This window comes from Pseudomonas sp. PAMC 25886, assembly GCF_000242655.1.
Taxonomy (GTDB): domain Bacteria; phylum Pseudomonadota; class Gammaproteobacteria; order Pseudomonadales; family Pseudomonadaceae; genus Aquipseudomonas.
Map to the genome: position 1 here is coordinate 25,903 of NZ_AHHC01000063.1, position 26,974 is coordinate 52,876.

The 26,974-nt window shown below is 60.5% G+C and carries 20 protein-coding genes and 2 tRNA genes; 18 read left to right on the top strand and 4 right to left on the bottom strand.

From position 1 onward, the window contains the following. The first annotated feature begins 79 nt into the window (after positions 1–79). The 7 genes from hfq to MUM_RS0121245 all read left to right on the top strand — a co-directional run bounded on the left by hfq (position 80) and on the right by MUM_RS0121245 (position 8,702). Positions 80–343 (top strand): RNA chaperone Hfq, encoded by a 264-nt coding sequence (gene hfq / locus MUM_RS0121215; RefSeq protein ID WP_003217515.1) that lies wholly within the window; start codon positions 80–82, stop codon positions 341–343. 12 nt (positions 344–355) lie between these two features. Then, positions 356–1,657: a ribosome rescue GTPase HflX gene (gene hflX, locus MUM_RS0121220; RefSeq protein WP_003217514.1), complete on the top strand. Its 1,302-nt coding sequence runs from the start codon at positions 356–358 to the stop codon at positions 1,655–1,657. 96 nt (positions 1,658–1,753) lie between these two features. After that, positions 1,754–2,929 carry an FtsH protease activity modulator HflK gene (hflK, locus tag MUM_RS0121225; RefSeq protein ID WP_010173799.1) on the top strand — a complete coding sequence of 392 codons (1,176 nt, stop codon included), beginning with the start codon at positions 1,754–1,756 and terminating at the stop codon, positions 2,927–2,929. After that, positions 2,929–3,795, top strand: a complete 867-nt coding sequence (hflC, locus tag MUM_RS0121230; RefSeq protein WP_003217510.1) for a protease modulator HflC — start codon at positions 2,929–2,931, stop codon at positions 3,793–3,795. The genes hflK and hflC overlap by 1 nt, the downstream gene beginning before the upstream one ends. 301 nt (positions 3,796–4,096) lie before the next feature. Beyond that, positions 4,097–5,284, top strand: coding sequence for an ATP phosphoribosyltransferase regulatory subunit (locus tag MUM_RS0121235; protein WP_010173801.1), 1,188 nt, complete (start codon positions 4,097–4,099; stop codon positions 5,282–5,284). 54 nt (positions 5,285–5,338) lie between these two features. Continuing rightward, positions 5,339–6,628, top strand: a complete 1,290-nt coding sequence (locus tag MUM_RS0121240; protein WP_010173802.1) for an adenylosuccinate synthase — start codon at positions 5,339–5,341, stop codon at positions 6,626–6,628. Between the two features lie 139 nt (positions 6,629–6,767). Then, the gene (locus MUM_RS0121245) at positions 6,768–8,702 is read left to right on the top strand and encodes a methyl-accepting chemotaxis protein (protein ID WP_010173803.1); all 1,935 of its coding nucleotides are present in this window, start codon (positions 6,768–6,770) and stop codon (positions 8,700–8,702) included. A gap of 108 nt (positions 8,703–8,810) precedes the next feature. Here the strand turns inward: MUM_RS0121245 and MUM_RS0121250 are convergent, their stop codons facing one another. The 4 genes from MUM_RS0121250 to MUM_RS0121265 form a co-directional block, all read right to left on the bottom strand. After that, positions 8,811–10,376, bottom strand: coding sequence for an ABC transporter permease (locus MUM_RS0121250; protein ID WP_029616038.1), 1,566 nt, complete (start codon positions 10,374–10,376; stop codon positions 8,811–8,813). Next, positions 10,376–11,401 (bottom strand): extracellular solute-binding protein, encoded by a 1,026-nt coding sequence (locus MUM_RS0121255; protein WP_010173805.1) that lies wholly within the window; start codon positions 11,399–11,401, stop codon positions 10,376–10,378. The genes MUM_RS0121250 and MUM_RS0121255 overlap by 1 nt, the downstream gene beginning before the upstream one ends. Positions 11,402–11,546: 145 nt before the next feature. Continuing rightward, a tRNA-Leu gene (locus MUM_RS0121260) sits at positions 11,547–11,633 on the bottom strand. Positions 11,634–11,806: 173 nt separating this feature from the next. After that, positions 11,807–11,893 (bottom strand) — tRNA-Leu (locus tag MUM_RS0121265). A 224-nt stretch (positions 11,894–12,117) separates the two neighbouring features. Here MUM_RS0121265 and rnr point away from each other — a divergent pair. The 11 genes from rnr (at position 12,118) to MUM_RS0121320 (ending at position 26,855) form a co-directional block, all read left to right on the top strand. After that, complete coding sequence (rnr, locus tag MUM_RS0121270; protein ID WP_010173806.1) at positions 12,118–14,751, top strand: ribonuclease R; 2,634 nt, start codon at positions 12,118–12,120, stop codon at positions 14,749–14,751. Further along, a complete protein-coding gene (gene rlmB, locus MUM_RS0121275; protein ID WP_003217493.1) occupies positions 14,748–15,503 on the top strand; it encodes a 23S rRNA (guanosine(2251)-2'-O)-methyltransferase RlmB in 756 nt (251 codons plus the stop codon). The genes rnr and rlmB overlap by 4 nt, the downstream gene beginning before the upstream one ends. 314 nt (positions 15,504–15,817) lie before the next feature. Then, positions 15,818–16,240, top strand: coding sequence for a 30S ribosomal protein S6 (rpsF, locus tag MUM_RS0121280; protein WP_003217491.1), 423 nt, complete (start codon positions 15,818–15,820; stop codon positions 16,238–16,240). Between the two features lie 28 nt (positions 16,241–16,268). After that, complete coding sequence (rpsR, locus tag MUM_RS0121285) at positions 16,269–16,499, top strand: 30S ribosomal protein S18 (RefSeq protein WP_002551829.1); 231 nt, start codon at positions 16,269–16,271, stop codon at positions 16,497–16,499. Positions 16,500–16,535: 36 nt separating this feature from the next. Continuing rightward, positions 16,536–17,423 carry a hypothetical protein gene (locus MUM_RS0121290; RefSeq protein WP_010173874.1) on the top strand — a complete coding sequence of 296 codons (888 nt, stop codon included), beginning with the start codon at positions 16,536–16,538 and terminating at the stop codon, positions 17,421–17,423. Positions 17,424–17,441: 18 nt separating this feature from the next. After that, positions 17,442–17,888, top strand: a complete 447-nt coding sequence (gene rplI, locus MUM_RS0121295; RefSeq protein WP_003171376.1) for a 50S ribosomal protein L9 — start codon at positions 17,442–17,444, stop codon at positions 17,886–17,888. Positions 17,889–18,008: 120 nt separating this feature from the next. Beyond that, positions 18,009–19,403, top strand: a complete 1,395-nt coding sequence (gene dnaB, locus MUM_RS0121300) for a replicative DNA helicase (RefSeq protein WP_003217484.1) — start codon at positions 18,009–18,011, stop codon at positions 19,401–19,403. Positions 19,404–19,502: 99 nt separating this feature from the next. After that, a complete protein-coding gene (locus tag MUM_RS0121305; protein ID WP_010173875.1) occupies positions 19,503–21,806 on the top strand; it encodes a YgiQ family radical SAM protein in 2,304 nt (767 codons plus the stop codon). Between the two features lie 204 nt (positions 21,807–22,010). Next, positions 22,011–22,937, top strand: a complete 927-nt coding sequence (locus tag MUM_RS0121310) for a hypothetical protein (protein WP_010173876.1) — start codon at positions 22,011–22,013, stop codon at positions 22,935–22,937. After that, positions 22,937–23,374 carry a hypothetical protein gene (locus tag MUM_RS0121315; protein WP_010173878.1) on the top strand — a complete coding sequence of 146 codons (438 nt, stop codon included), beginning with the start codon at positions 22,937–22,939 and terminating at the stop codon, positions 23,372–23,374. The genes MUM_RS0121310 and MUM_RS0121315 overlap by 1 nt, the downstream gene beginning before the upstream one ends. A 187-nt stretch (positions 23,375–23,561) precedes the next feature. Next, positions 23,562–26,855: a transglutaminase family protein gene (locus MUM_RS0121320; protein WP_010173880.1), complete on the top strand. Its 3,294-nt coding sequence runs from the start codon at positions 23,562–23,564 to the stop codon at positions 26,853–26,855. Positions 26,856–26,974: the final 119 nt, after the last annotated feature.

Genomic DNA, 26,974 nt, shown 5'->3' on the forward strand with positions numbered 1-26,974 from the left:
GTCTATCCTTGGGGGTGTGACGGCCATAAGCTATCTATTTTCCGATTTTTTATTATTGATCCTTAAAGGAGTGCGGCACATGTCAAAAGGGCATTCGCTACAAGACCCTTACTTGAATACTTTACGTAAAGAGAAAGTTGGGGTTTCCATCTATCTGGTCAACGGTATCAAACTGCAAGGTACGATCGAGTCGTTCGACCAGTTCGTGATCCTGCTGAAAAACACCGTAAGCCAAATGGTTTACAAGCATGCTATCTCGACCGTAGTGCCGGTTCGTCCAATTCGTCTGCCTAGCGCAACCGAAGAACAGGGTGACGCCGAGCCTGCACCGGGTAACGCCTGATAGGAGTCTCCTTTGTTCTTTGAGCGCCACGGTGGTGGTGAGCGAGTAATCCTCGTTCACTTGGATGGACAGGACCCTGAGGCGCGCGAAGATCCGCAGGAGTTTCAGGAGTTGGCAAATTCGGCCGGCGCCGAGACCGTCGCGTTTTTTAACGTGCCGCGTCATCGGCCAACCGCCAAATTCCTGATTGGCAGCGGCAAGGTCGAGGAATTGCGCGACCTGGTTCATGCCGAGAAGGCCGATCTGGTGATTTTCAATCACATCCTCACGCCCAGTCAGGAACGTAACCTCGAACGTGTCTTCGAGTGTCGCGTGATCGACCGCACGGGTCTGATTCTCGATATTTTTGCCCAACGCGCCCGTACCCATGAAGGCAAGCTCCAGGTAGAACTGGCCCAGCTTGACCACATGAGCACCCGGCTGGTTCGTGGCTGGACTCACCTTGAGCGTCAGGGTGGCGGTATCGGCATGCGCGGCCCGGGTGAAACCCAGCTGGAAACCGACCGGCGTCTGCTGCGGGTGCGCCTGCGACAGATCAAGGGCCGCCTGGAAAAGGTGCGCAGCCAGCGCGAACAATCGCGCCGTGGCCGCATGCGTGCGGATATCCCTACCGTTTCCCTGGTGGGCTATACCAACGCCGGCAAATCCACGCTCTTCAACAACGTGACGAAATCGGACGTGTACGCGGCCGACCAACTGTTTGCGACCCTCGACCCGACCTTGCGCCGTCTGGAACTGGACGACCTGGGGCCGATTGTCCTGGCCGATACCGTGGGTTTCATTCGTCACCTGCCCCACAAGCTGGTCGAGGCATTTCGGTCTACGCTCGAAGAGTCGAGCAATTCCGACCTGCTGTTGCACGTGATCGATGCGGCCGAACCGGATCGCATGTTGCAGATTGAACAGGTCATGGTGGTGCTGGGCGAGATTGGTGCCCAGGACTTGCCGATCCTCGAGGTCTATAACAAACTCGATTTGCTTGAAGGCGTTGAGCCACAAATCCAGCGCGACGAGAACGGCAAGCCCCAGCGGGTCTGGCTGTCGGCGCGTGATGGCAGTGGCCTGGAATTGCTTGAACAGGCCATTGCCGAGTTGTTGGGCAGCGATTTGTTTGTCGGCACCTTGCGCTTGCCTCAGCGTTTTGCTCGACTGCGTGCACAGTTTTTCGAGCTGGGCGCGGTACAGAAAGAAGAACACGACGAAGAAGGCGTCAGCTTGCTGGCCGTTCGATTGCCGCGCTCGGAGCTGAATCGGCTGGTCAGCCGTGAAGGCGTTGTGCCAACGGAGTTCATCGAACAACACACTTTGCAATAAAAGCCTGAGAAAGCGGTTGTGCCGCTGTGACAGGCATTCTGTAGCATTGGTCGGCGCGCCGTGGGTGCGTCTTTGCTTTATCAGATGGAGAGCGCTATGGCTTGGAATGAGCCGGGTGGCAACTCGAATAATCAGGATCCTTGGGGTGGTAAACGCCGCAATAATGGCGACCGCAAGGGGCCACCAGATCTCGACGAGGCCTTCCGAAAGCTGCAGGAAAGCCTGAATGGGTTGTTCGGTGGTGGGAAAAAACGTGGTGGTGACGAAGGCGGTCGTACGAGCAAGGGCGGTGGTTACGGCCTGCTCGGCATCGGCCTCGTCGTGCTGGCGGCTGTTTGGCTGTACAGCGCGGTCTATGTCGTGGACGAGCAGGAGCAAGCCGTGGTGCTGCGCTTCGGCAAGTACTACGAGACCGTTGGCCCGGGCCTGAACATCTACTTCCCGCCGATCGATAAAAAGTACATGGAGAACGTCACGCGTGAGCGTGCCTACACCAAGCAGGGCCAGATGCTGACCGAAGACGAAAACATCGTCGAAGTGCCGCTGACCGTGCAGTACAAGATCAGCAACCTGCAGGACTTCGTGCTGAACGTCGATCAGCCGGAAATCAGCCTGCAACATGCGACTGAAAGCGCCCTGCGCCACGTGGTGGGTTCCACCGCAATGGACCAGGTGCTGACCGAAGGTCGTGAATTGATGGCCAGCGAAATCAAGGAGCGCCTGCAACGGTTCCTCGACACCTATCGCACCGGTATCACCGTGACCCAGGTCAACGTACAGAGCGCAGCGGCACCGCGTGAAGTGCAGGAAGCCTTCGATGACGTGATCCGCGCCCGTGAAGACGAGCAGCGTTCGCGCAACCAGGCTGAAACCTACGCCAACGGCGTCGTGCCGGAAGCCCGTGGTCAGGCCCAGCGCATCCTTGAAGATGCCAACGGTTACCGCGACGAAGTGGTTTCCCGCGCCAAGGGTGAGGCAGACCGCTTCACCAAGCTGGTGGCCGAGTACCGCAAGGCACCGGAAGTCACCCGTGAGCGTCTGTACCTGGACACCATGCAGGAAGTCTTCAGCAACACCAGCAAGGTTCTCGTGACCGGCAGCAAGGGCGGGCAGAACAATCTGCTGTACCTGCCGCTGGACAAGATGATCGAAGGTGGTCGTAGCGGCACCAGCGCACCGTCCACCGGTTCCAATGCTGCTGCCAATGAAGCCAGTGCCCGTGCGGCCGCTGACTTGCTGCAACAGCAAACACGTACCAGGGAGAGTCGTTGATGAGCAATAAATCGCTGACCGCCCTGATTGTGGGCGTCGTCGTGGTCATCGCTGCCTGGAACTGCTTCTATATCGTGTCTCAGACCGAGCGCGCGGTGTTGCTGCAATTCGGTCGCGTGGTTCAGGCGGATGTCCAGCCGGGCCTGCATGTGAAAGTCCCCTACGTCAACCAGGTGCGCAAGTTCGACGGCCGCCTGATGACCCTGGATGCACCGACACAACGCTTCCTGACCCTGGAAAAGAAAGCTGTGATGGTTGACGCCTACGCCAAGTGGCGCGTCAAGGATGCCGAGCGCTTCTACACCGCGACTTCCGGCCTCAAGCAGATTGCTGACGAGCGTTTGTCGCGCCGTCTGGAATCGGGCCTGCGTGACCAGTTTGGTAAGCGCACCCTGCACGAGGTGGTATCCGGTGAACGTGACGCGCTGATGGCTGACATCACGCGTTCGTTGAACGCGATGGCGGAAAAAGAGCTGGGCATCGAAGTCATCGATGTTCGGGTCAAGGCCATCGACCTTCCGAAGGAAGTGAACCGCAGCGTGTTCGAGCGTATGAGCACCGAGCGTGAGCGCGAGGCTCGTGAGCACCGCGCCAAGGGTAACGAGCTGGCAGAGGGGATCCGTGCGGATGCGGACCGTCAGCGTCGCGTACTGTTGGCTGAAGCCTATCGCGAGTCTGAAGAGGCCCGTGGTGATGGTGATGCTCAAGCCGCTTCGATCTACGCCAAGGCGTACGGCCAGGACCAGGAGTTCTACGCGTTCTACCGTAGCCTGCGTGCCTACCGTGAAAGCTTCGCGAACAAAACCGACGTCATGGTGCTGGACCCAAGTAGCGATTTCTTCCGCTACCTGGAAAAGTCCAAGTAACCCCCATGTAGTCTGATAATCACTCCGTCGGGCGGCTAAAATGCCGGGCGGGGTGATCCTTTCAGAAAACGGGTGTATGATGCGGCAGCCGGGAAATTCCCGGCTTTTTTGCGTCTGCATGTTTGATTGTGGTTTTGCGCCGCAGACGCCACAGGTTTTTCGAGGAAAGTGCCCGACGAGGCCGATTGTTGGTCGTTCGTCACGTCGCTCTTGCGCGTGGTTTATGCAGGGGCCGGGTATTTTCTGCTTCACTCAAGGCTCGCCCGAGGGCTGGCCGCCCGGATCATAGGGGAATGGCGTAATGGCAACGGTAGACCGCTGGCTGCTGCCAGATGGCATCGAAGAAGTACTGCCACCAGAAGCTGCGCGCATTGAAATCGCGCGCCGCCAGGTGTTGGATCTGTTCCAGAGCTGGGGTTACGAGTTTGTCGTGACCCCCCATATCGAGTACCTGGAATCCCTGCTGACCGGCGCGGGCCAGGACCTGGATCTGCGCACCTTCAAGGTCATCGACCCGCAATCGGGCCGGCAAATGGGCTTTCGTGCCGACATCACGCCGCAAGTGGCGCGCATTGATGCGCACACCCTGCGTCGCGAAGGGCCAAGCCGCCTGTGCTACGCCGGCAGCGTGCTGCATGCTCAACCGCGTGCCTTGTCGTCTTCCCGTAGCCCGATCCAGCTGGGCGCCGAGTTGTACGGCGATGCCAGCCCGAGCAGCGACGTGGAAGTCATCAGCCTGATGCTGGCCATGCTGCAACTGGCCGATGTGCCGGACGTGCACATGGACCTCGGGCATGTTGGCATCTACCGCGGCCTGGCCCGTGCGGCCGGCTTGTCGGGTGAAGTGGAGCAACAGTTGTTCGATGCCCTGCAACGCAAGGCCATCGATGAAGTGATCGCCCTGACGGCGGGCGTGCCTGCCGACCTGGCCGGCATGCTGCGTGCGCTGGTGGACCTGTGTGGCGGCCGTGAAGTATTGACCGCCGCCCGTGATCGCCTGGCGAATGCGCCGGCTGACGTTTTGGCAGCCCTGGACGACGTGCTGGCGATTGCCGAGCAGTTGTCGGCGCGGTTCCCGCAGTTGCCGTTGTATTTCGATTTGGGTGAGTTGCGCGGCTACCACTACCACACCGGTGTGGTGTTCGCGGTGTTTGTCCCGGGTGTTGGCCAGGCCATCGCCCAGGGCGGTCGTTATGACGACATCGGCGCCGACTTCGGTCGTGCCCGTCCGGCGACCGGTTTTTCCACCGATTTGAAAACCCTGGTGACCCTGGGGCGTGCTGAGGTCGAGCTGCCGTCTGGCGGTATCTGGATGCCCGACAGTACGGACGCAGCACTCTGGCAGCAGGTTTGCCAGTTGCGCAGTGAGGGTCAGCGTGTGGTCCAGGCCTTGCCTGGGCAGCCATTGGCCGCCGCCCGTGAAGCGGACTGCGACCGGCAATTGATTCTGCAGAACGGGCTTTGGCAAGTATCGCCACTGGCTTCTTGAGTTTTCCTGCCGGCCACTGCCGGCACCAAGTTTGCGCGAATGAGGACAAGTGTTATGGGTAAGAATGTCGTAGTCCTGGGCACCCAATGGGGTGATGAGGGCAAAGGCAAGATCGTTGATCTGCTGACCGAACATGCTGCCGCCGTAGTGCGCTACCAAGGTGGCCACAACGCTGGCCACACCCTGGTCATCGATGGCGAAAAAACCGTCTTGCACCTGATCCCGTCGGGTGTGTTGCGCGAAGGCGTACAGTGCCTGATCGGCAACGGCGTGGTGGTTGCACCTGACGCCCTGCTGCGCGAGATCACCAAGCTGGAAGAGAAAGGCGTACCTGTGCGTGAGCGCCTGCGTATCAGCCCTTCCTGCCCGCTGATCCTGTCCTTCCACGTTGAGCTGGACCAGGCCCGTGAAAAGGCCCGTGGCGAGCTGAAGATCGGTACGACCGGTCGTGGCATCGGCCCGGCCTACGAAGACAAGGTTGCACGTCGTGGCCTGCGTGTGGGCGACCTGCTCAACATGCCGCGCTTTGAAGACAAGCTGCGTGAGCTGGTGGATTACCACAACTTCATGCTGGTGGGTTACTACAAAGAGCCGGCCATCGAATTTGAAAAGACCCTGGCCGAGTGCAAGGAATACGCTGAGCTGCTCAAGCCGCTGATGCTGGACGTGACTGCCGAGCTGCACGACCTGCGTCGCGCTGGCAAAGACATCATGTTCGAAGGCGCCCAGGGTTCGTTGCTGGACATCGACCACGGCACTTACCCGTACGTCACCAGTTCCAACACCACCGCTGGCGGCGTTGCGACGGGTTCGGGCGTCGGCCCGATGTTCCTGGACTACATCCTCGGCATCACCAAGGCCTACACCACGCGCGTAGGTTCGGGTCCGTTCCCGACTGAGCTGTTCGACGACGTCGGTGCGCACCTGGCCAAACAAGGTCACGAGTTCGGCGCTACTACTGGTCGTGCCCGTCGTTGTGGCTGGTTTGACGCCGTTATCCTGCGTCGCGCTATCGATGTGAACAGCATCTCGGGCATCTGCCTGACCAAGCTGGACGTACTCGACGGCCTGGAAACCATCAACATCTGTATCGGCTACAAAGATGCACAAGGCAAGGACGTTGCCCCAACCGACGCGGACAGCTACGTGGGCCTGCAGCCTGTGTACGAAGAAGTGCCGGGCTGGACCGAGTCGACCGTGGGCGCCAAGACCCTGGAAGAGCTGCCGGCCAACGCCCGCGCTTACATCAAGCGTGTTGAAGAGTTGATCGGTGCGCCAATCGACATTATTTCGACGGGCCCGGACCGCAACGAGACCATCGTTCTGCGTCACCCGTTCGCTTAATAAGCTGTTGATGTAAAACACAAAGGGTCCCTTCGGGGGCCCTTTGTCGTTTCTGTTTGCTATACGGCACGACCCTTGCTGTGTTTCTCTCTTTCGTGGTGCTATCAATTTAATGGCACCCCAGGTGGAGGGATTCACGATGTCTGCCGTTCTCTCATTGTTACAAAGCCGACTGTTGCGGCCGGTGTTCGTTACCCTAGGTATCGCTCTTTTGGTGCAAGTGCTGGTGGCGGTCGCGCTGACTCGGAGCACGGTCACCGCGCTGGAAGCTGATTTAGGTAATCGGCTGGGTGTCGACAGTCAGAAACTCTCCGGCGAACTGGCCCAGGCTGGCAAGGAAGTCACCTCCAGTCTGGACAGCCTGTCTTCCAGCACCCGCCAGCGTCTGACGGCAGGGCTTTCCACGCGTCTGCAGGACGAGCAGAAGCAACTGCGTGCGACCCTGGAAAAAGACCTGAAGGACTCCGCCAATGATATGGCGCAGCTGCTGGCTTCCGTGGCGCCCCGCGCCATGTGGGACAGCGACGTGCCGACCCTGTCGGAATTCGCCCGGCGTGCCCAGCGCAATCCAAATGTGTTGTTCGTGGTCTACGACGACGCCACTGGCCAGCATCTCACCCGCTACCTGAACCGGGAAAACCCGATTAATGCGGCGCTGCTGGAGAAAGGGCAGGGCGAGCGTGCTCTGGACAAGGTGCTGGATGCGGCGAAAAACGATCCGTCGGTTTACTACCTTGAGGCGTCTATCAGCCCCAACGGCGTGGAGATCGGCAAGGTCATCATGGGGGTTTCAACTGCTTCGGTGGACGTCGACCTGGCCGCACTGGATAAGCGTTTTGCCGCGCTGATTGCCAGCAGTGATCAACTGGTGGGCGACAGCCTCAAGGGGGCTGCAGCTGACAGCGCTTCGGCCATGGGCGCGCGCTTGCAGTCGGCGCAAGCCACTGCCACCCAGATGACCGCCAATACCACCCATGCCGTGCAAGAAGCGGCGGGCACGTTGCGCTGGCGCATCGGCATGGGCCTGGCGGTGGTCGGTTTTGGCGTGCTGCTGCTGATTGCCGTGGTGCTTGGGCGTCGCGTGGTCAATCGCCTGAAGCTGTTGATTGCAGCGATGGACGATCTGGCCGCGGGAGAGGGCGACCTGACCAAGCGCGTGCAGATCAACAGCCAGGACGAAATCGGCGACATGGCCTCGGCGGTCAATCGCTTTGTGGATAAGTTGCAGCCGATCGTGCGTGAGGCGGGCGATGTAGCCCAGCGTACCGGCGTGGAAATCGGTGCGATGACCTTGCGCAATGCCGGTGCCGACGCGGCCGCCGGCTTACAGCGTGATGAAGTTGCCGAGAGCCTGCGGGCGCTGTCGCAAATGGCGGATGAGGCCCAGGCGGAAAGCCATGCGATGCAGGCGGCGCTGCAGCAGGTAGTGGATATTCGCCAGGCGACTGATGAGAACTCACGTACTTCTGCCGAAGTCGGCAGCCTGATCGAGGCGTTGGCGGGGCAGGTGCAGGCCGGGTCCAGGGTGATCGAGCGGCTGGCTCAGCAGAGCGAGCAGATCGAGGTGGTCCTGACGGTGATCCACGGGATTGCCGAGCAAACCAACCTGCTGGCGCTCAATGCGGCGATTGAAGCGGCCCGGGCTGGTGAGACCGGTCGCGGTTTTGCGGTGGTGGCGGACGAGGTACGTGCCCTGGCCAGTAAAACCCAGAGTTCTACCGGTGACATCCAGGCCCACATCGTGGCGTTGCAGCAAGGCGCCCGTGAGGCGGTGGAGACCATCGGAAAGGCCGGGCGTCAGGCCAGCGAAGGTTTGCTGGTGTTGCGCGACAGCGTGCGCCTGCAACAGTCGGTGCAGGCCTCGGTAGAGCAGGTGCATGCGGCGATTGGCCTGGCGACCCGTGCGGCTGAGCATCAGGCGCAAGGCGCGCATGCGGTGCGTGGGCGGGTGGAAATCATCCATGCCCAGGCAGAGCGGGCCGCTCAGGCGGTGGTGGAGACTACCGCCAGTGGCAAGGTACTGGATGGGCTGGCGGCGCAGTTGAAGGCGAGCCTGGGGCAGTTTCGGGCTTGATGTCGCCTGTTTCGGCCTCATCGCAGGCAAGCCAGCTCCCACGCTCGATCGAGTTCCAGTTTTGGAATACGGTCAAGTGTGGGAGCTGGCTTGCCTGCGATGGCGGCTTCAGCGACTCAGATACATCCGCGTCGTAAGCAAATACACCGGCAGCCCCGACACCAAAATCAACAATGCTGCATAGGGCGCCGCTGCCGCGAATTCCACATTCGAGGTATGCGCCCACACGGCAGTCGCCAAGGTGTTCAGCCCGGTAGGACTGAGCAGCAACGTCGCCGTCAATTCCTTCATCGCATCCAGGAACACCAGCGCAAACGCCGCGCCCAACGCCGGGAAAATAATCGGCAACGTCACCCGGCAAAACGCACTGAACGACGACGCGCCCAGGGTCCTCGCCGCCTCTTCCAGCTGCGGTGCCGCCTTGTTCAGCGCCGTGCGGATCGGCGCCTGGGCCAGCGGCAAAAACAGCAACGCATAAGCAATCAGCAGCAACGCCGACGTCTGATACAGCGCCGGCACGTAATGCAGCGCGAAATACACCAGCGTCAGCGCAATCACCAGGCCGGGCAGGGCGTGCAGCAAGTACGGCAGGCGTTCGGCCCACAGGGCGAGCCGGCCCTTGTAGCGCACCACCAGCAGGCCCACCGGTACTGCAAACAACAGGCACAGCGCGGCGCCACCTAGGGAGAGTGCCAATGAGGAAAGCAGTGCCTCGCTGATCTCGGCGACCGGAAATGCCGCTGAGCTGCCCACGGCCAGCCAATAACCGAGCATGCCCAGTGGAATGCCGCTCCCAATAATCGCCAGGAGCAGGCAATACAGCTGCCCCAGAGGCGCCCATTTACCGAGTCGAACCTGTTCAGCGTGTCGTGCCGCGCCCTGCCCGGTGCGCACATGCCGGCCTTTGCCGCGCACCCGCAGTTCCAGCCAAAGCAGCGTCAGGCACATCACCAGCAGAACGGCCGACAGCATCGCCGCATTGGCATTGCTGAACTCCAGCTCGAATTGCTGATAGATCGCGGTGGTAAATGTCTGCAAGCCGATGATCGACAGTGCGCCGAACTCCACCAGCATATGCAGGGCAATCAACAGTGCCCCGGCCAGCAGTGATGGCCACAGTAAAGGCAAGGTGATGCGAAAGAACACACCCCAGCGATTCAGGCCAAGGGTGCGGGCCGATTCTTCCAGGGATGGATCAAGATTGCGCAGAGTTGCCGCCACCGGCAGAAACACCAGTGGGTATTTAGAAAGGGTCATCACCAGGATCGCTCCGCCCAACCCTTCAAAGTTGGCGCTTAACGAAACCCAGGTAAAGCTGCTGACAAACGCCGGCACCGCAAATGGCAGGCACAGAATCACTCCCCAGATACGCCGGCCCGGCAGGCTGCTGCGTTCCAGCAGCCAGGCCAGCGACAGGCCGATCACGCCGCAGGCCACGGTCACGCCGACCATCAGCGCCAAGGTGTTGCGCAGCAATCCGAACACATAAGGTCGCCACAGCAAGTGCACGGCCTCGGCCCAGCCCGCCTGCCAGGCCTTGAGGCCGACATACACCAGCGGCAACAGGCTCAGCCCCACCAGCAGCAGGACCGGCAGCAGCAACCCGATCGAAGGGCGCTTGCGTCTTGGCGTAAAACCCCCGCGCAAAGCGGGGGTGGGGAGCGATGGGTTCATCAGTTCAAGCCAACGTCACGTTCCATTTCCAGGGCTTCTTCGGCGTTGCCCAGGTCGGCAGGGGTGACTTTCGGCGGTTGCAGCTCGCTGAAAGGCTTGAGGCCACGGTTGGATTCCATGCCCTTGCGCAGCGGGTATTCGGCGGAGGTGTTGGTGATGACCCGTTGGCCTTCTTCGCTGGCCATGAAAGCCAACAGTTGCTGGGCTTCTTTTGGATGCTTGCTGGATTTCAGCGCAGCCGCGGCAGACACGGTAATCAGGCCGCCCGCATCACCGTTGGTGAAGTAGTGCAGTTGGGAGTCCAGATTGGTTTTTTCTTTCTTCAGGGCGAACCAGTAGTAGTTGTTCACCAGTACGGTAGCGACTTCGCCATTTTCCACGGCTTTGAGCGCAACCATGTTGTTGCTGTAGACCTTGCCGAACGCGCGCAGGCCGGTCAGCCATTCTTCAGCCGCTTCGCGACCGTGCAGCTTGATGATCGCTACGGCCTGCTCCTGGAACGCGCCGCTGGTCGGTACGAAACCGACCTTGCCTTGCCATTCAGGACCGGCGAAATCCAGTACCGACTTCGGCAGGTCTTTTTCGGCGATCAGTTTCGGGTTGAACGCCACGACGCGGGTGCGTGCGGTCACGCCCATCCAGGCGCCGTTGGCGGCTACATATTCCTTGGGCAAAACGTCGAGGGTGCTGGCGTCGATGGTCGCGAGCAGGCCTTGTTCGCCGAGTTTATTCAGCGGCGGCGATTCTTCGGTGTAGATCACGTCGGCAGGGGAGCGGTCGCCTTCTTCGACGACCTGGCTGGCCAGCTGGTTGCTGCTGCCTTTGCGCACATTGACATGGATGCCGGTCTTGGCTTCGAAAGCCTTGGCAAGTTCATCGCCGACCTCCTTGTGTTGGCCGTTGTACAGGGTCAGGGCGACCTTGTCGGCAGAATAGGCGGCGGGCGAGAGCAGGGTCAGGCCGAGCAGAGTGATGGTCAGGCCACGCAGAAGGGATGTCTTGAGACGGGTATCGCGGATCATCATCCGGGGTTTTCCTCACTTGAGTGCAACAAATCCTTACAAGGATAAACGATAAAACTTCTCAAGTGCGGGCGAGGGGGGAAATCAGCGGGCAGGTTTTCAAACCCCGGAAACGAAAAAACCCGCTTTCGCGGGTTTGATCTGAATTTGGTGCCCAGGAGAAGACTCGAACTTCCACGACCTTGCGATCACCAGCACCTGAAGCTGGCGTGTCTACCAATTTCACCACCTGGGCATTATCAACGCTTGCGCTGTTGATGGAGCGAACTATACGGAGGGCTTTTTGATCTGTAAACCCCTGATTCAAAAATATAAATCAAGATTCTCGTTAAAAATCAAAGGCCTGAAACGCAAAAACCCGCTTTCGCGGGTTTTTGGAGACTCGAGGAAGAACCTTGAGTTTGAAATTGGTGCCCAGGAGAAGACTCGAACTTCCACGACCTTGCGATCACCAGCACCTGAAGCTGGCGTGTCTACCAATTTCACCACCTGGGCAGCATCAACAACGTTGCCGTCGTCGATGGCGCGCACTATACGGAGGCTATTTTCTGCTGTAAAGCCCTGCCATGAAAAAAGTCTGGAATATTTCGTGGGCGGTCGCGCAAGGTGCATTCCAAGGGCTACAAAGTGCTTTTACGGGCTTGTTGACACCTGAAATTTCCCGTTTCAATACGCGTATGCCAAACTAACCCGCATATAGACAAGGTGAAAACTCTCTAATGGCCGATTGGCAGTCCCTCGATCCCGAGGCCGCTCGTGAAGCGGAAAAATATGAAAACCCTATTCCTAGCCGCGAACTGATCCTGGCGCACCTCGCCGATCGGGGTTCGCCTGCTAGCCGCGAGCAGCTGGTTGAAGAATTCGGTCTGACCACCGAAGACCAACTCGAAGCCCTGCGTCGCCGCCTGCGCGCCATGGAGCGCGATGCCCAGTTGATCTACACCCGCCGTGGCACGTACGCGCCTGTGGACAAGCTCGACCTGATCCTCGGCCGCATCGCCGGCCACCGTGACGGTTTCGGCTTCCTGATCCCCGACGATGGCAGCGACGACCTGTTCATGAGCCCGGCGCAAATGCGCCTGGTGTTCGATGGCGATCGTGCCCTGGCGCGCGTTTCCGGTCTCGACCGTCGCGGTCGCCGCGAAGGCGTGATCGTCGAAGTGGTGTCCCGTGCCCACGAGTCCATCGTTGGTCGTTACTTCGAAGAAGGCGGCATCGGCTTTGTCGTGCCGGATAACCCGAAGGTCCAGCAGGAAGTGCTGATCACCCCGGGCCGCAATGGCGCCGCCAAGGTCGGTCAGTTCGTCGAGGTGAAAATCACCCACTGGCCAACTGCGCGCTTCCAGCCACAGGGCGATATCGTCGAAGTGGTCGGCAACTACATGGCGCCGGGCATGGAAATCGATGTTGCGCTGCGCACCTACGATATCCCCCACGTCTGGCCTGAGGCGGTGCTGAAAGAAGCCTCCAAGCTCAAGCCTGAAGTTGAAGAAAAAGACAAAGAGAAACGCATCGACCTGCGCCATCTGCCGTTCGTCACCATTGACGGCGAAGATGCCCGCGACTTCGACGATGCGGTCTACTGCGAAGCCAAGCCCGGCAAACTGCGCCTGTTCTCCGGCGGCTGGAAGTTGTTCGTCGCGATTGCCGATGTGTCCAGCTACGTGAAGATCGGTTCGGCCCTGGACAACGAAGCCCAGGTGCGCGGCAACTCGGTGTACTTCCCCGAGCGCGTGATCCCGATGCTGCCTGAGCAGCTGTCGAACGGTTTGTGCTCCCTGAACCCGAAAGTCGACCGTTTGGCCATGGTGTGCGAGATGACCATCTCGAAAACCGGCGAAATGACCGACTACCAGTTCTATGAAGCGGTGATCCACTCCCAGGCCCGCCTGACCTACAACAAGGTCAGCACCATCCTGGAGCAGCCGAAAACCAGCGAAGCCAAAGCCTTGCGCGGTGAGTACGGCCATGTCGTGCCGCACCTCAAGCAGCTCTATGCGCTGTACAAGGTGCTGCTGGGCGCTCGTCACGTGCGTGGCGCGATCGACTTCGAAACCCAGGAAACCCGGATTGTCTTCGGTTCCGAGCGCAAGATCGCCGCGATCACTCCGACCACGCGTAACGATGCTCACAAGCTGATCGAGGAATGCATGCTGGCCGCCAACGTGGCCACCGCAGAATTCCTGAAGAAGCACGAGATTCCTGCGTTGTACCGGGTGCACGACGGCCCGCCGCCGGAGCGTCTGGAGAAGCTGCGCGCGTTCCTCGGTGAGCTCGGCCTGTCCCTGCACAAAGGCAAGGACGGCCCGACGCCAAAGGACTACCAGGCTCTGCTCGCGAGCATCAAGGATCGTCTGGATTATCACGTGATCCAGACCGTCATGCTGCGCTCGCTGAGCCAGGCGGTGTACAGCGCTGATAACCAAGGCCACTTCGGCCTGAATTATGAGGCGTACACCCACTTCACCTCGCCGATTCGCCGTTACCCGGACTTGCTCACGCACCGGGCGATCCGCAGTGTGATCCATTCCAAGCAGAACACCCCGCACGTCAAGCGCGCCGGTGCCATGACCATTCCGAAGGCACGGATCTATCCGTACGACGAAGCGGCCCTGGAGCAGCTGGGCGAGCAGTGCTCCATGAGCGAACGCCGTGCCGACGAAGCCACCCGCGACGTGGTGAACTGGCTCAAGTGCGAGTTCATGAAAGACCGCGTGGGCGAGTCGTTCCCGGGTGTGATCACCGCCGTGACCGGTTTTGGCCTGTTCGTCGAGCTGACTGATATCTACGTCGAGGGCCTGGTGCACGTCACCGCCTTGCCGGGTGACTACTACCACTTCGACCCTGTGCATCACCGCCTGGCGGGCGAGCGCACCGGTCGCAGCTTCCGTTTGGGCGACACCGTGGAAGTGCAGGTCATGCGCGTCGACCTCGACGAGCGCAAGATCGACTTCGGCATGCCAGACAAGCCTGTTGAGCCGACTGGCCGTAAAAAACGTGGCAACGAAACTGCAGCGCCGGCCGCCAAAGGCAAAGGGGCTCCTGCGAAAGCAGCAGTCGCCGAGCCAGCACCTGCCAAGCCTGCTCGTCGTTCGTCTGCCAAGGACAAGGCCCCCGAAGCCTACCGCCCTAGCGATGCCGCGGCGAAAAACGCCGAGCTGCGCAAGAGCCGCGAGTTGAAGCAGCAGTTGCTCAACGAAGCCAAAAGCGGTGGTAAAGCGGCGTCTGGGGGAAAGTCCCGCGAGGCGGAAAAACCGTCGAGCAAGCCGAGTAAACACCGTAAAGGCCCGCCAAAAGCGGGTTCGGCCCCCGCGAAAAGCGGCGGGTCGCGCAAACCTAAGGCCAAGTCATGAGTCTGGAAAAAATCTACGGCGTTCACGCCGTAGAAGCGTTGCTGCGTCACCACCCGAAGCGTGTCAAACAGGTGTGGTTGGCAGAAGGCCGTAGTGAGCCGCGTGTACAAGCGCTGGTCGAGTTGGCCAATCAAAACAAGGTTGCTATCGGCCAGGCCGAGCGTCGTGAAATGGACGTCTGGGTCGAAGGCGTTCACCAGGGTGTGGTCGCGGACGTAAGCCCGAGCCAGGTCTGGGGCGAGGCGATGCTCGACGAGTTGCTCGATCGCACCGAAGGCGCGCCGCTGCTGCTGGTGCTCGACGGCGTGACCGATCCGCACAACCTGGGTGCCTGCCTGCGTTCGGCCGATGCTGCCGGCGCACTGGCGGTGATCGTGCCTAAAGACAAGTCGGCCACCTTGACGCCTGTGGTGCGTAAAGTCGCCTGCGGTGCGGCAGAAGTGATTCCGCTGGTGGCGGTGACCAACCTGGCGCGTACCCTGGAGAAACTCCAGCAGCGCGGCTTGTGGGTCGTGGGTACGGCGGGAGAGGCCGAGGTCAGCATTTATGACCAGGACCTCACCGGCCCGACCATCCTGATCATGGGTGCCGAAGGCAAAGGCATGCGTCGCCTGACCCGTGAACATTGCGACTACCTGGTGCACCTGCCGATGGCCGGTAGCGTCAGCAGCCTCAACGTTTCAGTCGCAACGGGCGTCTGCCTGTTCGAAGCCCAGCGCCAGCGTGGCGCCAAGGCCAAAGCCAAGAAATAAGGCTTAAGAGCGACGCAAGACCCTGTGGGAGCCGGGCTTGCCCGCGATGGCGGTGTGTCAGTCAGCAGAGATGTTGCCTGTGCCATTGTCATCGCAGGCAAGCCAGCTCCCACATTTGTTTTGTGTTTGCCTTGAATCTGCGTTGTTCAAATAATCACCAATCACCTTGCGCCCTTTCTCCCCCTTCTCTACAATTGCGCCCCTTGCCTTCATGGCAGGCACGCATGTGCCTCCCTTCGGCAAGATCCATAAGTGTCATTCACTCCTTGTCTGACCGTTTTTGAGCGGCAGGCTACAACCCGTAAGGAGCATTCATGCGTCATTACGAAATCATCTTTTTGGTCCACCCGGATCAAAGCGAGCAAGTCGGCGGCATGGTAGAGCGTTACACCAAGCTGATCGAAGAAGACGGCGGCAAAATCCACCGTCTGGAAGATTGGGGCCGTCGTCAACTGGCCTACGCAATCAACAATGTTCACAAGGCTCACTACGTGATGCTGAACGTTGAGTGCACTGGCAAGGCCCTGGCCGAGCTGGAAGACAACTTCCGCTACAACGATGCAGTGATCCGTAACCTGGTCATCCGTCGCGAAGAAGCCGTTACCGGCCAATCCGAGATGCTCAAGGCTGAAGAAAACCGCAGTGAGCGCCGTGAGCGTCGCGACCGTCCTGAGCACGAAGGCGCTGAAAGCGCTGACAGTGATGACAGCGACAACAGCGATAACGCTGACGAGTAATCCACGGACCTTTTAAGGAGCCTATCAAATGGCACGTTTCTTCCGTCGTCGTAAATTCTGCCGCTTCACCGCTGAAGACGTGAAGGAGATCGATTACAAAGATCTCAACACTCTGAAAGCCTACGTATCCGAGACCGGCAAAATTGTTCCAAGCCGCATCACCGGTACCAAAGCTCGTTATCAGCGTCAGCTGGCCACCGCTATCAAGCGCGCCCGCTTCCTGGCCCTGCTGGCCTACACCGACAGCCACGGCCGCTGAGACCGGGCAGTCGACAAGTAGTAAGGGATTGAATGCATGCGCGCCTTAGCTGAGTTCATCATGCGCGGTCGTGTGCAGGCCACTCTGGTAGTGGCTGGATGTGCAGCATTGCCGTTGTTGTATTGGTTGGGTGCTGCTGCAGGTTGCCTTGTGCTCCTGCGGCGCGGTTTGAAGGACGCCCTTGGCGTTCTTGCCCTGGGAATACTGCCGGCCTTGGTCTGGTGGTTGAAATTCGATGATCCACGGGTACTTCTGGTACTGCTCGGTTCATCGACCCTTGCGTTGGTTTTACGCGCAAGTGAGTCCTGGGTCCGTACGCTGCTGGTCAGCGTGGCATTGGGGTTGGTGTATTCACTGGCGCTTGGCGCGGCTTTCCGCCCGCAAATCGAGGCGCTGGCGCAGGAGATCATAAAGATCCTGCCGCTGGCCCTCGGGGATCTCTACCAGCAGTTATCGGTAGAGGAGCGAGCGCGTCTCGCGTCAGTGATTGCACCGATGCTTACCGGCCTGATTGCGGCCTTGTTGCAGATCGTCAGCGTGCTGAGCCTGATTCTTGGGCGTTACTGGCAGGCGTTGTTGTATAACCCGGGCGGTTTTGGTCGCGAATTTCGCAGTATCAGAATCCCCGCAGGACCCGCGATGTTGCTGCTGGCGTTCATGGTGGTCGGGCCGACGTTTGGCCTGGCGCTGTTGGTGCCGTTGTGCAGCGTACCGCTGGTATTCGCCGGCCTGTCCCTGATTCATGGGCTGGTGGCGCAAAAGCGACTGGGCAGATTCTGGCTGGTGGGGTTGTACGTAACGCTGTTGCTGTTCATGCAGCTGATCTATCCGTTACTCGTGGTCTTGGCCATTGTCGACGGCCTGATTGATTTTCGCGGTCGTCTGGCGCCGAAAGACGCCGATAACGCGAACGGTGAAGGTTAAAAGTTAGAGGATTTTCACATGCAACTGATCCTTCTGGAAAAAGTCGCCAACCTGGGCAACCTGGGCGACAAAGTGAACGTTAAGGCCGGCTACGGTCGTAACTACCTGCTGCCATACGGCAAAGCCACCGCTGCAACCGCTGCCAACCTGGCTGCGTTTGAAGAGCGTCGTGCCGAGCTGGAAAAAGCAGCAGCAGACAAAAAAGCTTCGGCCGAAACTCGCGCTGCCCAACTGGCTGAGCTGGAAGTGACTATCACTGCCACCGCCGGTGACGAAGGCAAGCTGTTCGGTTCGATCGGCACCCACGACATCGCTGATGCACTGACCGCCTCCGGCGTTGAAGTGCAGAAGAGCGAAGTTCGTCTGCCGAACGGCACCATCCGCAACGTTGGCGAATTCGATGTAGCCGTGCACCTGCACGCTGAAGTCGAAGCAACCGTACGCGTTGTTGTGGTAGCTGCTTAAGCAGTACCTAACTGACTGGCACCTCGCGTGCCGGGCGGTTAACATCGGGCACGATCCTGTTTACAGGTCGTGCCTTTTGTTTTTCTGTAGCCCCTGATTCTCCAACTATTCCAAGTGGCCATGAACGATATCTCCGCTCCTGAGCAATATGATCTGCAAACCGCTGCCCTGAAGGTGCCGCCGCATTCCATCGAGGCCGAACAGGCCGTGCTCGGTGGTTTGATGCTGGACAACAACGCCTGGGAGCGCGTGCTGGATCAAGTCTCGGACGGCGATTTCTACCGTCATGACCACCGCCTGATCTTCCGCGCCATTGCCAAGCTGGCTGACCAGAACTCACCGATCGACGTGGTGACCCTGGCCGAGCAACTGGACAAGGAAGGCCAGACGTCCCAAGTGGGCGGCCTGGGTTACCTGGGCGAACTGGCGAAGAACACGCCATCGGTCGCCAACATCAAGGCCTATGCGCAGATCGTCCGTGCGCGGGCCACGTTGCGCCAGTTGATCGGCATTGCCACCGAGATCGCCGACAGCGCCTTCAACCCCGAAGGCCGTACCGCCGAAGAGATCCTCGACGAGGCCGAACGGCAGATCTTCCAGATCGCCGAAGCGCGGCCGAAAACCGGCGGCCCGGTCAGCGTCAACGACCTGCTGACCAAGGCCATCGACCGTATCGATACCCTGTTCAACACCGACAACGCCATCACCGGCCTGTCCACCGGCTACACCGACCTGGATGGCATGACCAGCGGCTTGCAGCCCGCGGACTTGATCATCGTCGCCGGTCGTCCGTCCATGGGTAAAACCACCTTCGCCATGAACCTGGTGGAAAACGCCGTGTTGCGCAGCGACAAGGCCGTACTGGTTTATTCCCTGGAGATGCCAGGTGAATCGCTGATCATGCGTATGTTGTCGTCCCTGGGCCGCATCGACCAGACCAAGGTGCGTGCCGGTCGCCTGGAAGACGACGATTGGCCGCGCCTGACCTCGGCGGTCAACCTGCTCAACGACCGCAAGCTGTTCATCGATGACACTGCGGGCATCAGCCCGTCGGAAATGCGCGCACGTACCCGACGCCTGGTGCGTGAGCACGGCGACATCGCCCTGATCATGATCGACTACCTGCAGCTGATGCAGATCCCGGGCTCAAGCGGTGACAGCCGGACCAACGAGATTTCCGAGATTTCCCGCTCGTTGAAAGCCCTGGCCAAGGAATTCAACTGCCCGGTGGTTGCCCTGTCGCAGCTCAACCGGTCCCTGGAGCAACGTCCCAACAAGCGCCCGATCAACTCCGACTTGCGGGAATCCGGAGCGATCGAGCAGGATGCTGACGTGATCATGTTCGTTTACCGGGACGAGGTGTATCACCCGGAAACCGAGCATAAAGGCATCGCCGAAATCATTATCGGCAAGCAGCGTAACGGCCCGATCGGCACCACGCGCCTGGCCTTTATCGGTAAATACACCCGCTTCGAAAACCTGGCGCCGGGCAGCTATAACTTCGAAGACGAGTAAATAGTCGTCCCACCAATTCCGACTGCAAAGGTCGGAATTGGTCAAATTTTGTGCTATATTCCGCGCCCGCGATTTTTCATCTCAACACCGGTCACCGTCATGCAAACAGCCAAGCCGTTATTTGACTATCCCAAGTACTGGGCCGAATGTTTCGGTCCTGCGCCATTCCTGCCGATGAGCAGGGAGGAGATGGATCAGCTTGGCTGGGATTCATGCGACATCATCATCGTCACCGGTGACGCGTACGTGGACCATCCGTCGTTCGGCATGGCAATCATCGGCCGGCTGCTGGAGTCCCAGGGCTTTCGCGTCGGGATCATTGCCCAGCCCAACTGGCAGTCCAAAGACGACTTCATGAAGCTCGGCGAGCCGAACCTGTTCTTCGGCGTCGCGGCCGGCAACATGGACTCGATGATCAACCGCTACACCGCCGACAAGAAAATCCGTTCCGATGACGCCTACACCCCAGGTGGCATGGCCGGCAAACGTCCGGACCGCGCCAGCCTGGTCTACAGCCAGCGCTGCAAGGAAGCCTACAAGCATGTGCCGATCGTACTCGGCGGCATCGAGGCCTCCCTGCGCCGCATCGCCCACTACGACTACTGGCAGGACCGGGTGCGCAACTCGATCCTGATCGACGCCTGCGCCGACATCCTGCTGTACGGCAACGCCGAGCGGGCCATCGTCGAAGTTGCCCAGCGCCTGTCGTGGGGCCACAAGATTGAAGACATCACCGACGTGCGCGGCACCGCGTTCATTCGACGTGACACGCCTGAAGGCTGGTACGAAGTGGACTCCACCCGTATCGACCGCCCGGGCAAGATCGACAAGATCATCAACCCGTACGTGAACACCCAGGACACCCAGGCCTGCGCCATCGAGCAGGAAAAGGGCCCGGTGGAAGACCCGGAAGAAGCCAAGGTCGTACAGATCCTGGCCAGCCCGCGTATGACCCGCGACAAGACGGTTATCCGTCTGCCGTCCGTGGAAAAAGTCCGTGGCGACTCGGTCCTGTACGCCCACGCCAACCGCGTGTTGCACCTGGAAACCAACCCGGGCAACGCCCGCGCCCTGGTGCAGAAGCATGGTGAAGTGGACGTGTGGTTCAACCCGCCGCCCATTCCCATGACCACCGAAGAAATGGACTACGTGTTTGGCATGCCTTACGCCCGTATTCCGCACCCGGCGTACGGCAAGGAAAAGATCCCGGCCTACGACATGATCCGTTTCTCGGTGAACATCATGCGTGGCTGCTTCGGCGGCTGCACCTTCTGCTCGATCACCGAGCATGAAGGCCGGATCATCCAGAACCGTTCCGAAGAGTCGATCATTCGCGAAATCGAAGAGATCCGCGACAAGGTGCCCGGCTTCACCGGCGTCATCTCCGACCTCGGCGGCCCGACCGCGAACATGTACCGCATTGCCTGCAAGAGCCCGGAAATCGAATCCGCGTGCCGCAAGCCATCCTGCGTGTTCCCGGGTATCTGCCCGAACCTGAACACCGACCACTCGTCGCTGATTCAGCTGTACCGCAGCGCCCGTGCGTTGCCGGGCGTGAAGAAGATTCTGATCGCTTCCGGCTTGCGCTACGACCTCGCGGTCGAGTCGCCGGAGTACGTCAAAGAGCTGGTGACCCACCACGTCGGTGGCTACCTGAAGATCGCCCCGGAACACACCGAGGAAGGTCCGCTCAACCAGATGATGAAACCGGGCATTGGCAGCTATGACAAGTTCAAGCGCATGTTCGAGAAGTACACCAAGGAAGCGGGCAAGGAGCAGTACCTGATTCCTTATTTCATCGCCGCCCACCCGGGCACCACCGATGAAGACATGATGAACCTGGCCCTGTGGCTCAAGGGCAACGGCTTCCGCGCCGACCAGGTGCAGGCGTTCTACCCCTCGCCAATGGCCACCGCCACGGCGATGTACCACTCGGGCAAGAACCCGCTGCGCAAGGTCACCTACAAGAGCGACGCGGTGACCATCGTCAAGAGCGAAGAACAGCGCCGCCTGCACAAGGCCTTCCTGCGCTACCACGACCCGAAAGGCTGGCCGATGCTGCGTGAAGCCTTGACCCGCATGGGCCGGGCCGACCTGATCGGGCCGGGCAAGGAGCAACTGATTCCGTTGCACCAGCCGTCCACCGACAGCTACCAGAGCGCCCGTCGCAAGAACTCGACGCCGGCTGGCAGCCACAAGGTGGCGAAGGAAACCACCACCAGGATCCTCACCCAGCACACCGGCTTGCCGCCGCGTGGCAGTGACGGCAGCAACCCGTGGGACAAGCGCGAACAAGCCAAGGCCGCGGCCATGGCGCGCAACAAGCAGGCCGCCAAGGAACGCACCGACGCGGCCAAGGGCAAAGGCAAGAAGCCAGCCCGCAAGCCGGTTGTGCCGCGTTGATCGCCGCCTGAATCGCAAAACGCCAGCCTCGTGCTGGCGTTTTGCTTTCTAGCGGGTGGGTAGCCTGTTTGTTAAGGTGGCGCCCATCAAATCGCCATCGCGGGCAAGCCCGGCTCCCACAGGAGAATGCATTCCAAATGTGGGAGTCGGGCTTGCCCGCGATGGGGTCAGTCAGCTCAGCATCATTTCAAGGAAGAACACCCCATGAGCAGCCCCCTGCTTGGCATTGGCATGGATTCCAACCGCTCCCAGTTCATGGCGCGCCAGCGCATCGAAAGTGAAATCAACCTGCCCCGGATATTTGCCGCCATTGACGCCGACCCTGGCATTGTTGGCGCGGGCGTGGTGTATATCGACGCGGATTTCAACATCATCACCCTGCGTGAATTCAAGCCGATCTGCAGCATCCAACCTAAGCGGATTATCGTGCGCGAGGCGCAGCGATACATCGCCCCGGCCCAGTTCGCCGATCAGGTCATAAACAACCCGCGAGAAGGGCGACTGATTGGCGAAGCCATCAACACCACCCTGTCCTGTGGTGGCGCGATCATTGGCTGGCTGGTGGTATTGAGCGGCACCATTGCCGTGCCGTTTACTGCGGGTGCGAGTTCGGTCATGACCGTCATCGGCTATGCCAGCGCCACTGCCAGTACCGCATCCTGCCTGGTAGGCGCGTTTCGTACCCGCAATGAAATCGTCAACCCGGGCATGAATGACTATCTGGATAACGAAGAGTGGTACCAGTACGCCACAAAAATCATGGATGGCGCCGCATTGGTGGGCGTGGGGGCATCGACCCTGACCACTGTAAAACTGATCAATGTCACCCGTGCAGCCACCGGCAAAAGCCTGCGCCAGGTGCTTAAAGGTCTCAATGGTCATGAGCGGGAAAAGTTGACCAAAGAACTGCTGAAAATCGCCGACCCGCAAATGTCGACCAAGATGCGCAAGCTCTTGCAACTGAGTGGTGAGTTGCCCAAGCGCTTCCCTCCGACCCAGCTCAAGCACGCCACCATCGTTCAGATCGGCGATGCTTTCAGTGCCGGGTTAGGCGTTTGGGGGCTGAAGCGCTCAGACAACTACAAGCAGGCCAAAACTTTTGCGATTGGCTTGTACGAGGAAACCGAGTGATGAGTGGCGTCCCATCGTTAAAGCCGTTTTTGCTTGAACATTTCCCGTCGTTCATCGGTGTGATTCTCGCCGGCTGCCTCGGCGGTTCCGGCGCAATTTCCCTGGCGGCGAGTACCTATTTTGCCGACGTCCCCATGGCCACCAATGCAACCGTGTCCTGGTTCGTGGTGATGTTCGCCGCGCTGTTCGTGACCAACAGCAACTTCCTGGTTGTGCGCGGGCACACGTGGGCCGTGTGGGGCATGGTGGTGTTTTTTGTGGTGTGCCTGCTGGTGGTATTGCCGACGCTGCAATACCGTCCGCACTGGTTTATCTACAGCGAATGCCTGTTCTGGCCATTGCTCGGGTTGTTGCTGATCAACAGCAAGGGCTATCGGTCGATGGTGAAGAAACTGGCTGAAGTGCGGCGGCTGCGTGAGGCGGCTAAAGCGGCCTGACTGGGTAGATTCACCACCGATCCTCACACTCCCGCCACAAATATGTGCAACCCTCGCACCACGACGGCGGCTACCGCGCCGTTTTGGTGCTGTACTGCACCGGGTCTCACGATAAAGCGCAATGACCGCTGCTCTGGCATAAGTCTTGCGCGCTTTGTTTCCATGCCCTGGCTCGCAGGAGGCCGCCGTGTCGATTCATGTCGCGTTGCACCACGTTACGCATTACCGCTACGACCGCGCGGTCGAACTCGGCCCACAGATTGTTCGTCTGCGTCCGGCGGCCCATAGCCGCACGCGGATTTTGTCCTACGCGCTGAAAGTGCTGCCGGAGCAGCACTTCATCAATTGGCAGCAAGACCCCCAGGGCAATTACCTGGCGCGTCTGGTATTCCCGGAAAAGACCGACGAGTTGCGCATCGAGGTCGATCTGGTCGCCGAGATGGCGGTGTTCAACCCGTTCGACTTTTTCCTTGAGCCCTACGCCGAAAAAATCCCCTTCAGCTATGCCGCCGATGAGCAGCGCGAGCTGGCGCCGTACCTGGAAACCTTGCCGCTGACCCCGAGATTTGCCGCGTATCTGGCGGGTATCGACCGTACGCCATTGCCGGCGGTGGATTTCCTCGTAGGGCTCAATCAGCGTCTGGCGGCGGATATCGGCTACCTGATCCGCATGGAACCGGGCGTGCAAACCCCGGAATTCACCCTGGAAAATGCCTCTGGCTCCTGCCGCGACTCGGCGTGGCTGCTGGTGCAACTGCTGCGTAACCTGGGGCTGGCGGCGCGGTTTGTGTCCGGCTATCTGATCCAGCTGACCGCCGACGTCAAAGCCCTCGACGGCCCGTCCGGCACCGAAGTGGACTTCACCGACCTGCACGCCTGGTGCGAAGTGTATTTGCCCGGCGCTGGCTGGATCGGCCTCGATGCCACCTCCGGCTTGTTCGCCGGTGAAGGCCATATCCCGTTGGCCTGCAGTCCTGATCCGTCTTCCGCGGCGCCCATCAGTGGTCTGGTGGAGCCGTGCGAGTGCGAATTTACCCACGAGATGTCCGTGGAGCGGATTTGGGAAGCCCCACGGGTTACCAAGCCCTACACCGAAGAGCAGTGGCTGGCGATCCAGGCCCTGGGCCGGCAGATTGATGGCGACCTGCTCAAGGACGACGTACGCCTGACCATGGGCGGCGAACCGACCTTTGTCTCCATCGACGACCCCGACGGCGCAGAATGGAACACCGCCGCCCTGGGCCCGGACAAACGCCGACTGTCCGCCGAGCTGTTCCAGCGCATGCGCAAGCACTACGCGCCCAAGGGGCTGGTGCACTTCGGCCAGGGCAAGTGGTACCCGGGCGAGCAACTGCCGCGCTGGTCCCTCAACTGCTACTGGCGCCGCGACGGCGTGCCGATCTGGCACAACAGCGCGCTGATCGCCGATGAGCAGGAAAGCTACGGCGCCGACGGCGTGATGGCCGGGCGGTTTCTGGCCAGCGTCGCCGAACGCCTGAAGCTGCCTGCGCATTTTGTATTCCCGGCCTACGAAGACAATTTCTATTACCTGTGGCGCGAAGGCGCCTTGCCGCAAAACGTCAGCGCCGAAGATCCGCGTCTGGACGACAAACTTGAGCGCGACCGCCTGCGCAAAGTCTTCAGTCAGGGCCTGGATAAAATCATCGGGCAGGTGCTGCCGTTGGCACGCACGGCGGCCAATGACCGCTGGCAGAGCGGGCGCTGGTACCTGCGGGACAACCACTGCCGCCTGGTGCCGGGTGATTCACCCCTGGGTTATCGCCTGCCACTCGCCTCCCAGCCGTGGGTGACGGCGGCGGATTATCCGTTCGTGCATCCTGTTGATCCCAACCAGGATTTGGCTGAGCTGCCGAGCACCTCACAACTGCAAAGCCATGGCGAGGCGGCCACTCGCCCAGACCGGATCCCGAAGATCGACGAGTCTGCCGACTGGCTGACCCGCACCGCCCTGTGCGCCGAAGCGCGGGAAGGCCGGTTGTACCTGTTCATGCCGCCGCTGGAACGGGTCGAGGATTATCTGGAACTGGTGGCCGCCATCGAAGCCACCGCCGGAGAGCTGCATTGCCCGGTGCTGCTGGAAGGCTACGAGCCGCCGAGCGACCCGCGCCTGAGCAACTTCCGGGTGACGCCGGACCCGGGTGTGATCGAGGTCAACGTGCAGCCGTCCGCCACCTGGGACGAGTTGGTGGAGCGCACTGAGTTTCTCTACGAAGAAGCCCGGCAAACCCGCCTCACCACTGAAAAATTCATGATCGACGGCCGCCACACCGGCACCGGCGGCGGTAACCACTTTGTGCTCGGTGGTGCTACGCCCAAGGACTCGCCGTTCCTGCGGCGCCCCGATCTGCTGCGCAGCCTGATCAGCTACTGGCATAACCACCCGTCGCTGTCCTACCTGTTTTCCGGCCTGTTCATCGGCCCGACTTCCCAGGCGCCACGGGTCGACGAAGCGCGCAACGATGCGTTGTACGAACTGGAAATCGCCTTCGCCCAGATGCCCGACGTGGGCGAGGAATGCCCGCCATGGTTGGTCGACCGCCTGCTGCGCAACCTGCTGATCGACGTCACCGGTAACACCCACCGCGCCGAGTTCTGCATCGACAAGCTCTACTCGCCGGACGGTGCCACCGGGCGCCTCGGCCTGCTGGAATTGCGCGCCTTTGAGATGCCTCCCCACGCGCGCATGAGCCTGACCCAGCAACTGCTGCTGCGGGCGCTGGTGGCGCGTTTCTGGCGTGAACCCTATGCGCCGCCGAAGCTGGCGCGCTGGGGCACGGAACTGCACGACCGCTTCCTGCTGCCGCACTTTATCGAGCAGGATTTTGCCGACGTGATCGTCGAGTTGAACGCTGCCGGCTATCCGCTGCGGGCCGAATGGTTTGCCGCGCACTTGGAATTCCGTTTTCCCAAGGTCGGCGACTACACCGTCAGCGGTATCGAACTGGAACTGCGCCAGGCCCTGGAGCCCTGGCATGTACTGGGTGAGGAGGGCGCCGTGGGCGGCACGGTGCGCTACGTGGATTCGTCCCTGGAGCGCTTGCAGGTCAAGTTGAGCGGCCTGCCGCCCCAGCGTTACCTGCTGACCTGCAACGGCATCCCGGTGCCGCTGCAACCCACCGGACGCGTCGGCGAGTTTGTCGCCGGTGTGCGCTATCGCGCCTGGCAACCGGCCAACTGTTTGCAGCCGACCATCCCGGTGCATGCGCCGCTGGTATTTGATCTTTTGGACACGTGGATGCAGCGCTCGCTGGGTGGTTGCCAGTACCATGTCGCCCATCCGGGCGGGCGTAATTACGACAGCCTGCCGGTGAATGCCAACGAAGCAGAAAGCCGGCGGATGGCGCGGTTTTTCCGCCTGGGGCACAGCCCGGGGAAATTGCCGGTGCCGAGCGTGGTGATCAATGATGAATTGCCGATGACCCTGGATTTGCGGCGCTTTGCAAAAAAAACAGAGGATTGAATGTACATAATCCCGAAAGCGAAAAATCTCTAATGTGGGAGCTGGCTTGCCTGCGATAGCATCACCTCGGTACACCAGATGCACCGAGGTGCCTGCATCGCGGGCAAGCCCGGCTCTTA

Excerpts from the sequence above, each read along its gene's own strand:
- hfq (WP_003217515.1), top strand. The coding sequence starts at position 80 with ATGTCAAAAGGGCATTCGCTACAAGACCCTTACTTGAATACTTTACGT.
- hflK (WP_010173799.1), top strand. The coding sequence starts at position 1,754 with ATGGCTTGGAATGAGCCGGGTGGCAACTCGAATAATCAGGATCCTTGG.
- hflC (WP_003217510.1), top strand. The coding sequence starts at position 2,929 with ATGAGCAATAAATCGCTGACCGCCCTGATTGTGGGCGTCGTCGTGGTC.
- MUM_RS0121235 (WP_010173801.1), top strand. The coding sequence starts at position 4,097 with ATGGCAACGGTAGACCGCTGGCTGCTGCCAGATGGCATCGAAGAAGTA.
- MUM_RS0121240 (WP_010173802.1), top strand. The coding sequence starts at position 5,339 with ATGGGTAAGAATGTCGTAGTCCTGGGCACCCAATGGGGTGATGAGGGC.
- MUM_RS0121245 (WP_010173803.1), top strand. The coding sequence starts at position 6,768 with ATGTCTGCCGTTCTCTCATTGTTACAAAGCCGACTGTTGCGGCCGGTG.
- MUM_RS0121250 (WP_029616038.1), bottom strand. The coding sequence starts at position 10,376 with ATGAACCCATCGCTCCCCACCCCCGCTTTGCGCGGGGGTTTTACGCCA.
- MUM_RS0121255 (WP_010173805.1), bottom strand. The coding sequence starts at position 11,401 with ATGATGATCCGCGATACCCGTCTCAAGACATCCCTTCTGCGTGGCCTG.
- rnr (WP_010173806.1), top strand. The coding sequence starts at position 12,118 with ATGGCCGATTGGCAGTCCCTCGATCCCGAGGCCGCTCGTGAAGCGGAA.
- rlmB (WP_003217493.1), top strand. The coding sequence starts at position 14,748 with ATGAGTCTGGAAAAAATCTACGGCGTTCACGCCGTAGAAGCGTTGCTG.
- rpsF (WP_003217491.1), top strand. The coding sequence starts at position 15,818 with ATGCGTCATTACGAAATCATCTTTTTGGTCCACCCGGATCAAAGCGAG.
- rpsR (WP_002551829.1), top strand. The coding sequence starts at position 16,269 with ATGGCACGTTTCTTCCGTCGTCGTAAATTCTGCCGCTTCACCGCTGAA.
- MUM_RS0121290 (WP_010173874.1), top strand. The coding sequence starts at position 16,536 with ATGCGCGCCTTAGCTGAGTTCATCATGCGCGGTCGTGTGCAGGCCACT.
- rplI (WP_003171376.1), top strand. The coding sequence starts at position 17,442 with ATGCAACTGATCCTTCTGGAAAAAGTCGCCAACCTGGGCAACCTGGGC.
- dnaB (WP_003217484.1), top strand. The coding sequence starts at position 18,009 with ATGAACGATATCTCCGCTCCTGAGCAATATGATCTGCAAACCGCTGCC.
- MUM_RS0121305 (WP_010173875.1), top strand. The coding sequence starts at position 19,503 with ATGCAAACAGCCAAGCCGTTATTTGACTATCCCAAGTACTGGGCCGAA.
- MUM_RS0121310 (WP_010173876.1), top strand. The coding sequence starts at position 22,011 with ATGAGCAGCCCCCTGCTTGGCATTGGCATGGATTCCAACCGCTCCCAG.
- MUM_RS0121315 (WP_010173878.1), top strand. The coding sequence starts at position 22,937 with ATGAGTGGCGTCCCATCGTTAAAGCCGTTTTTGCTTGAACATTTCCCG.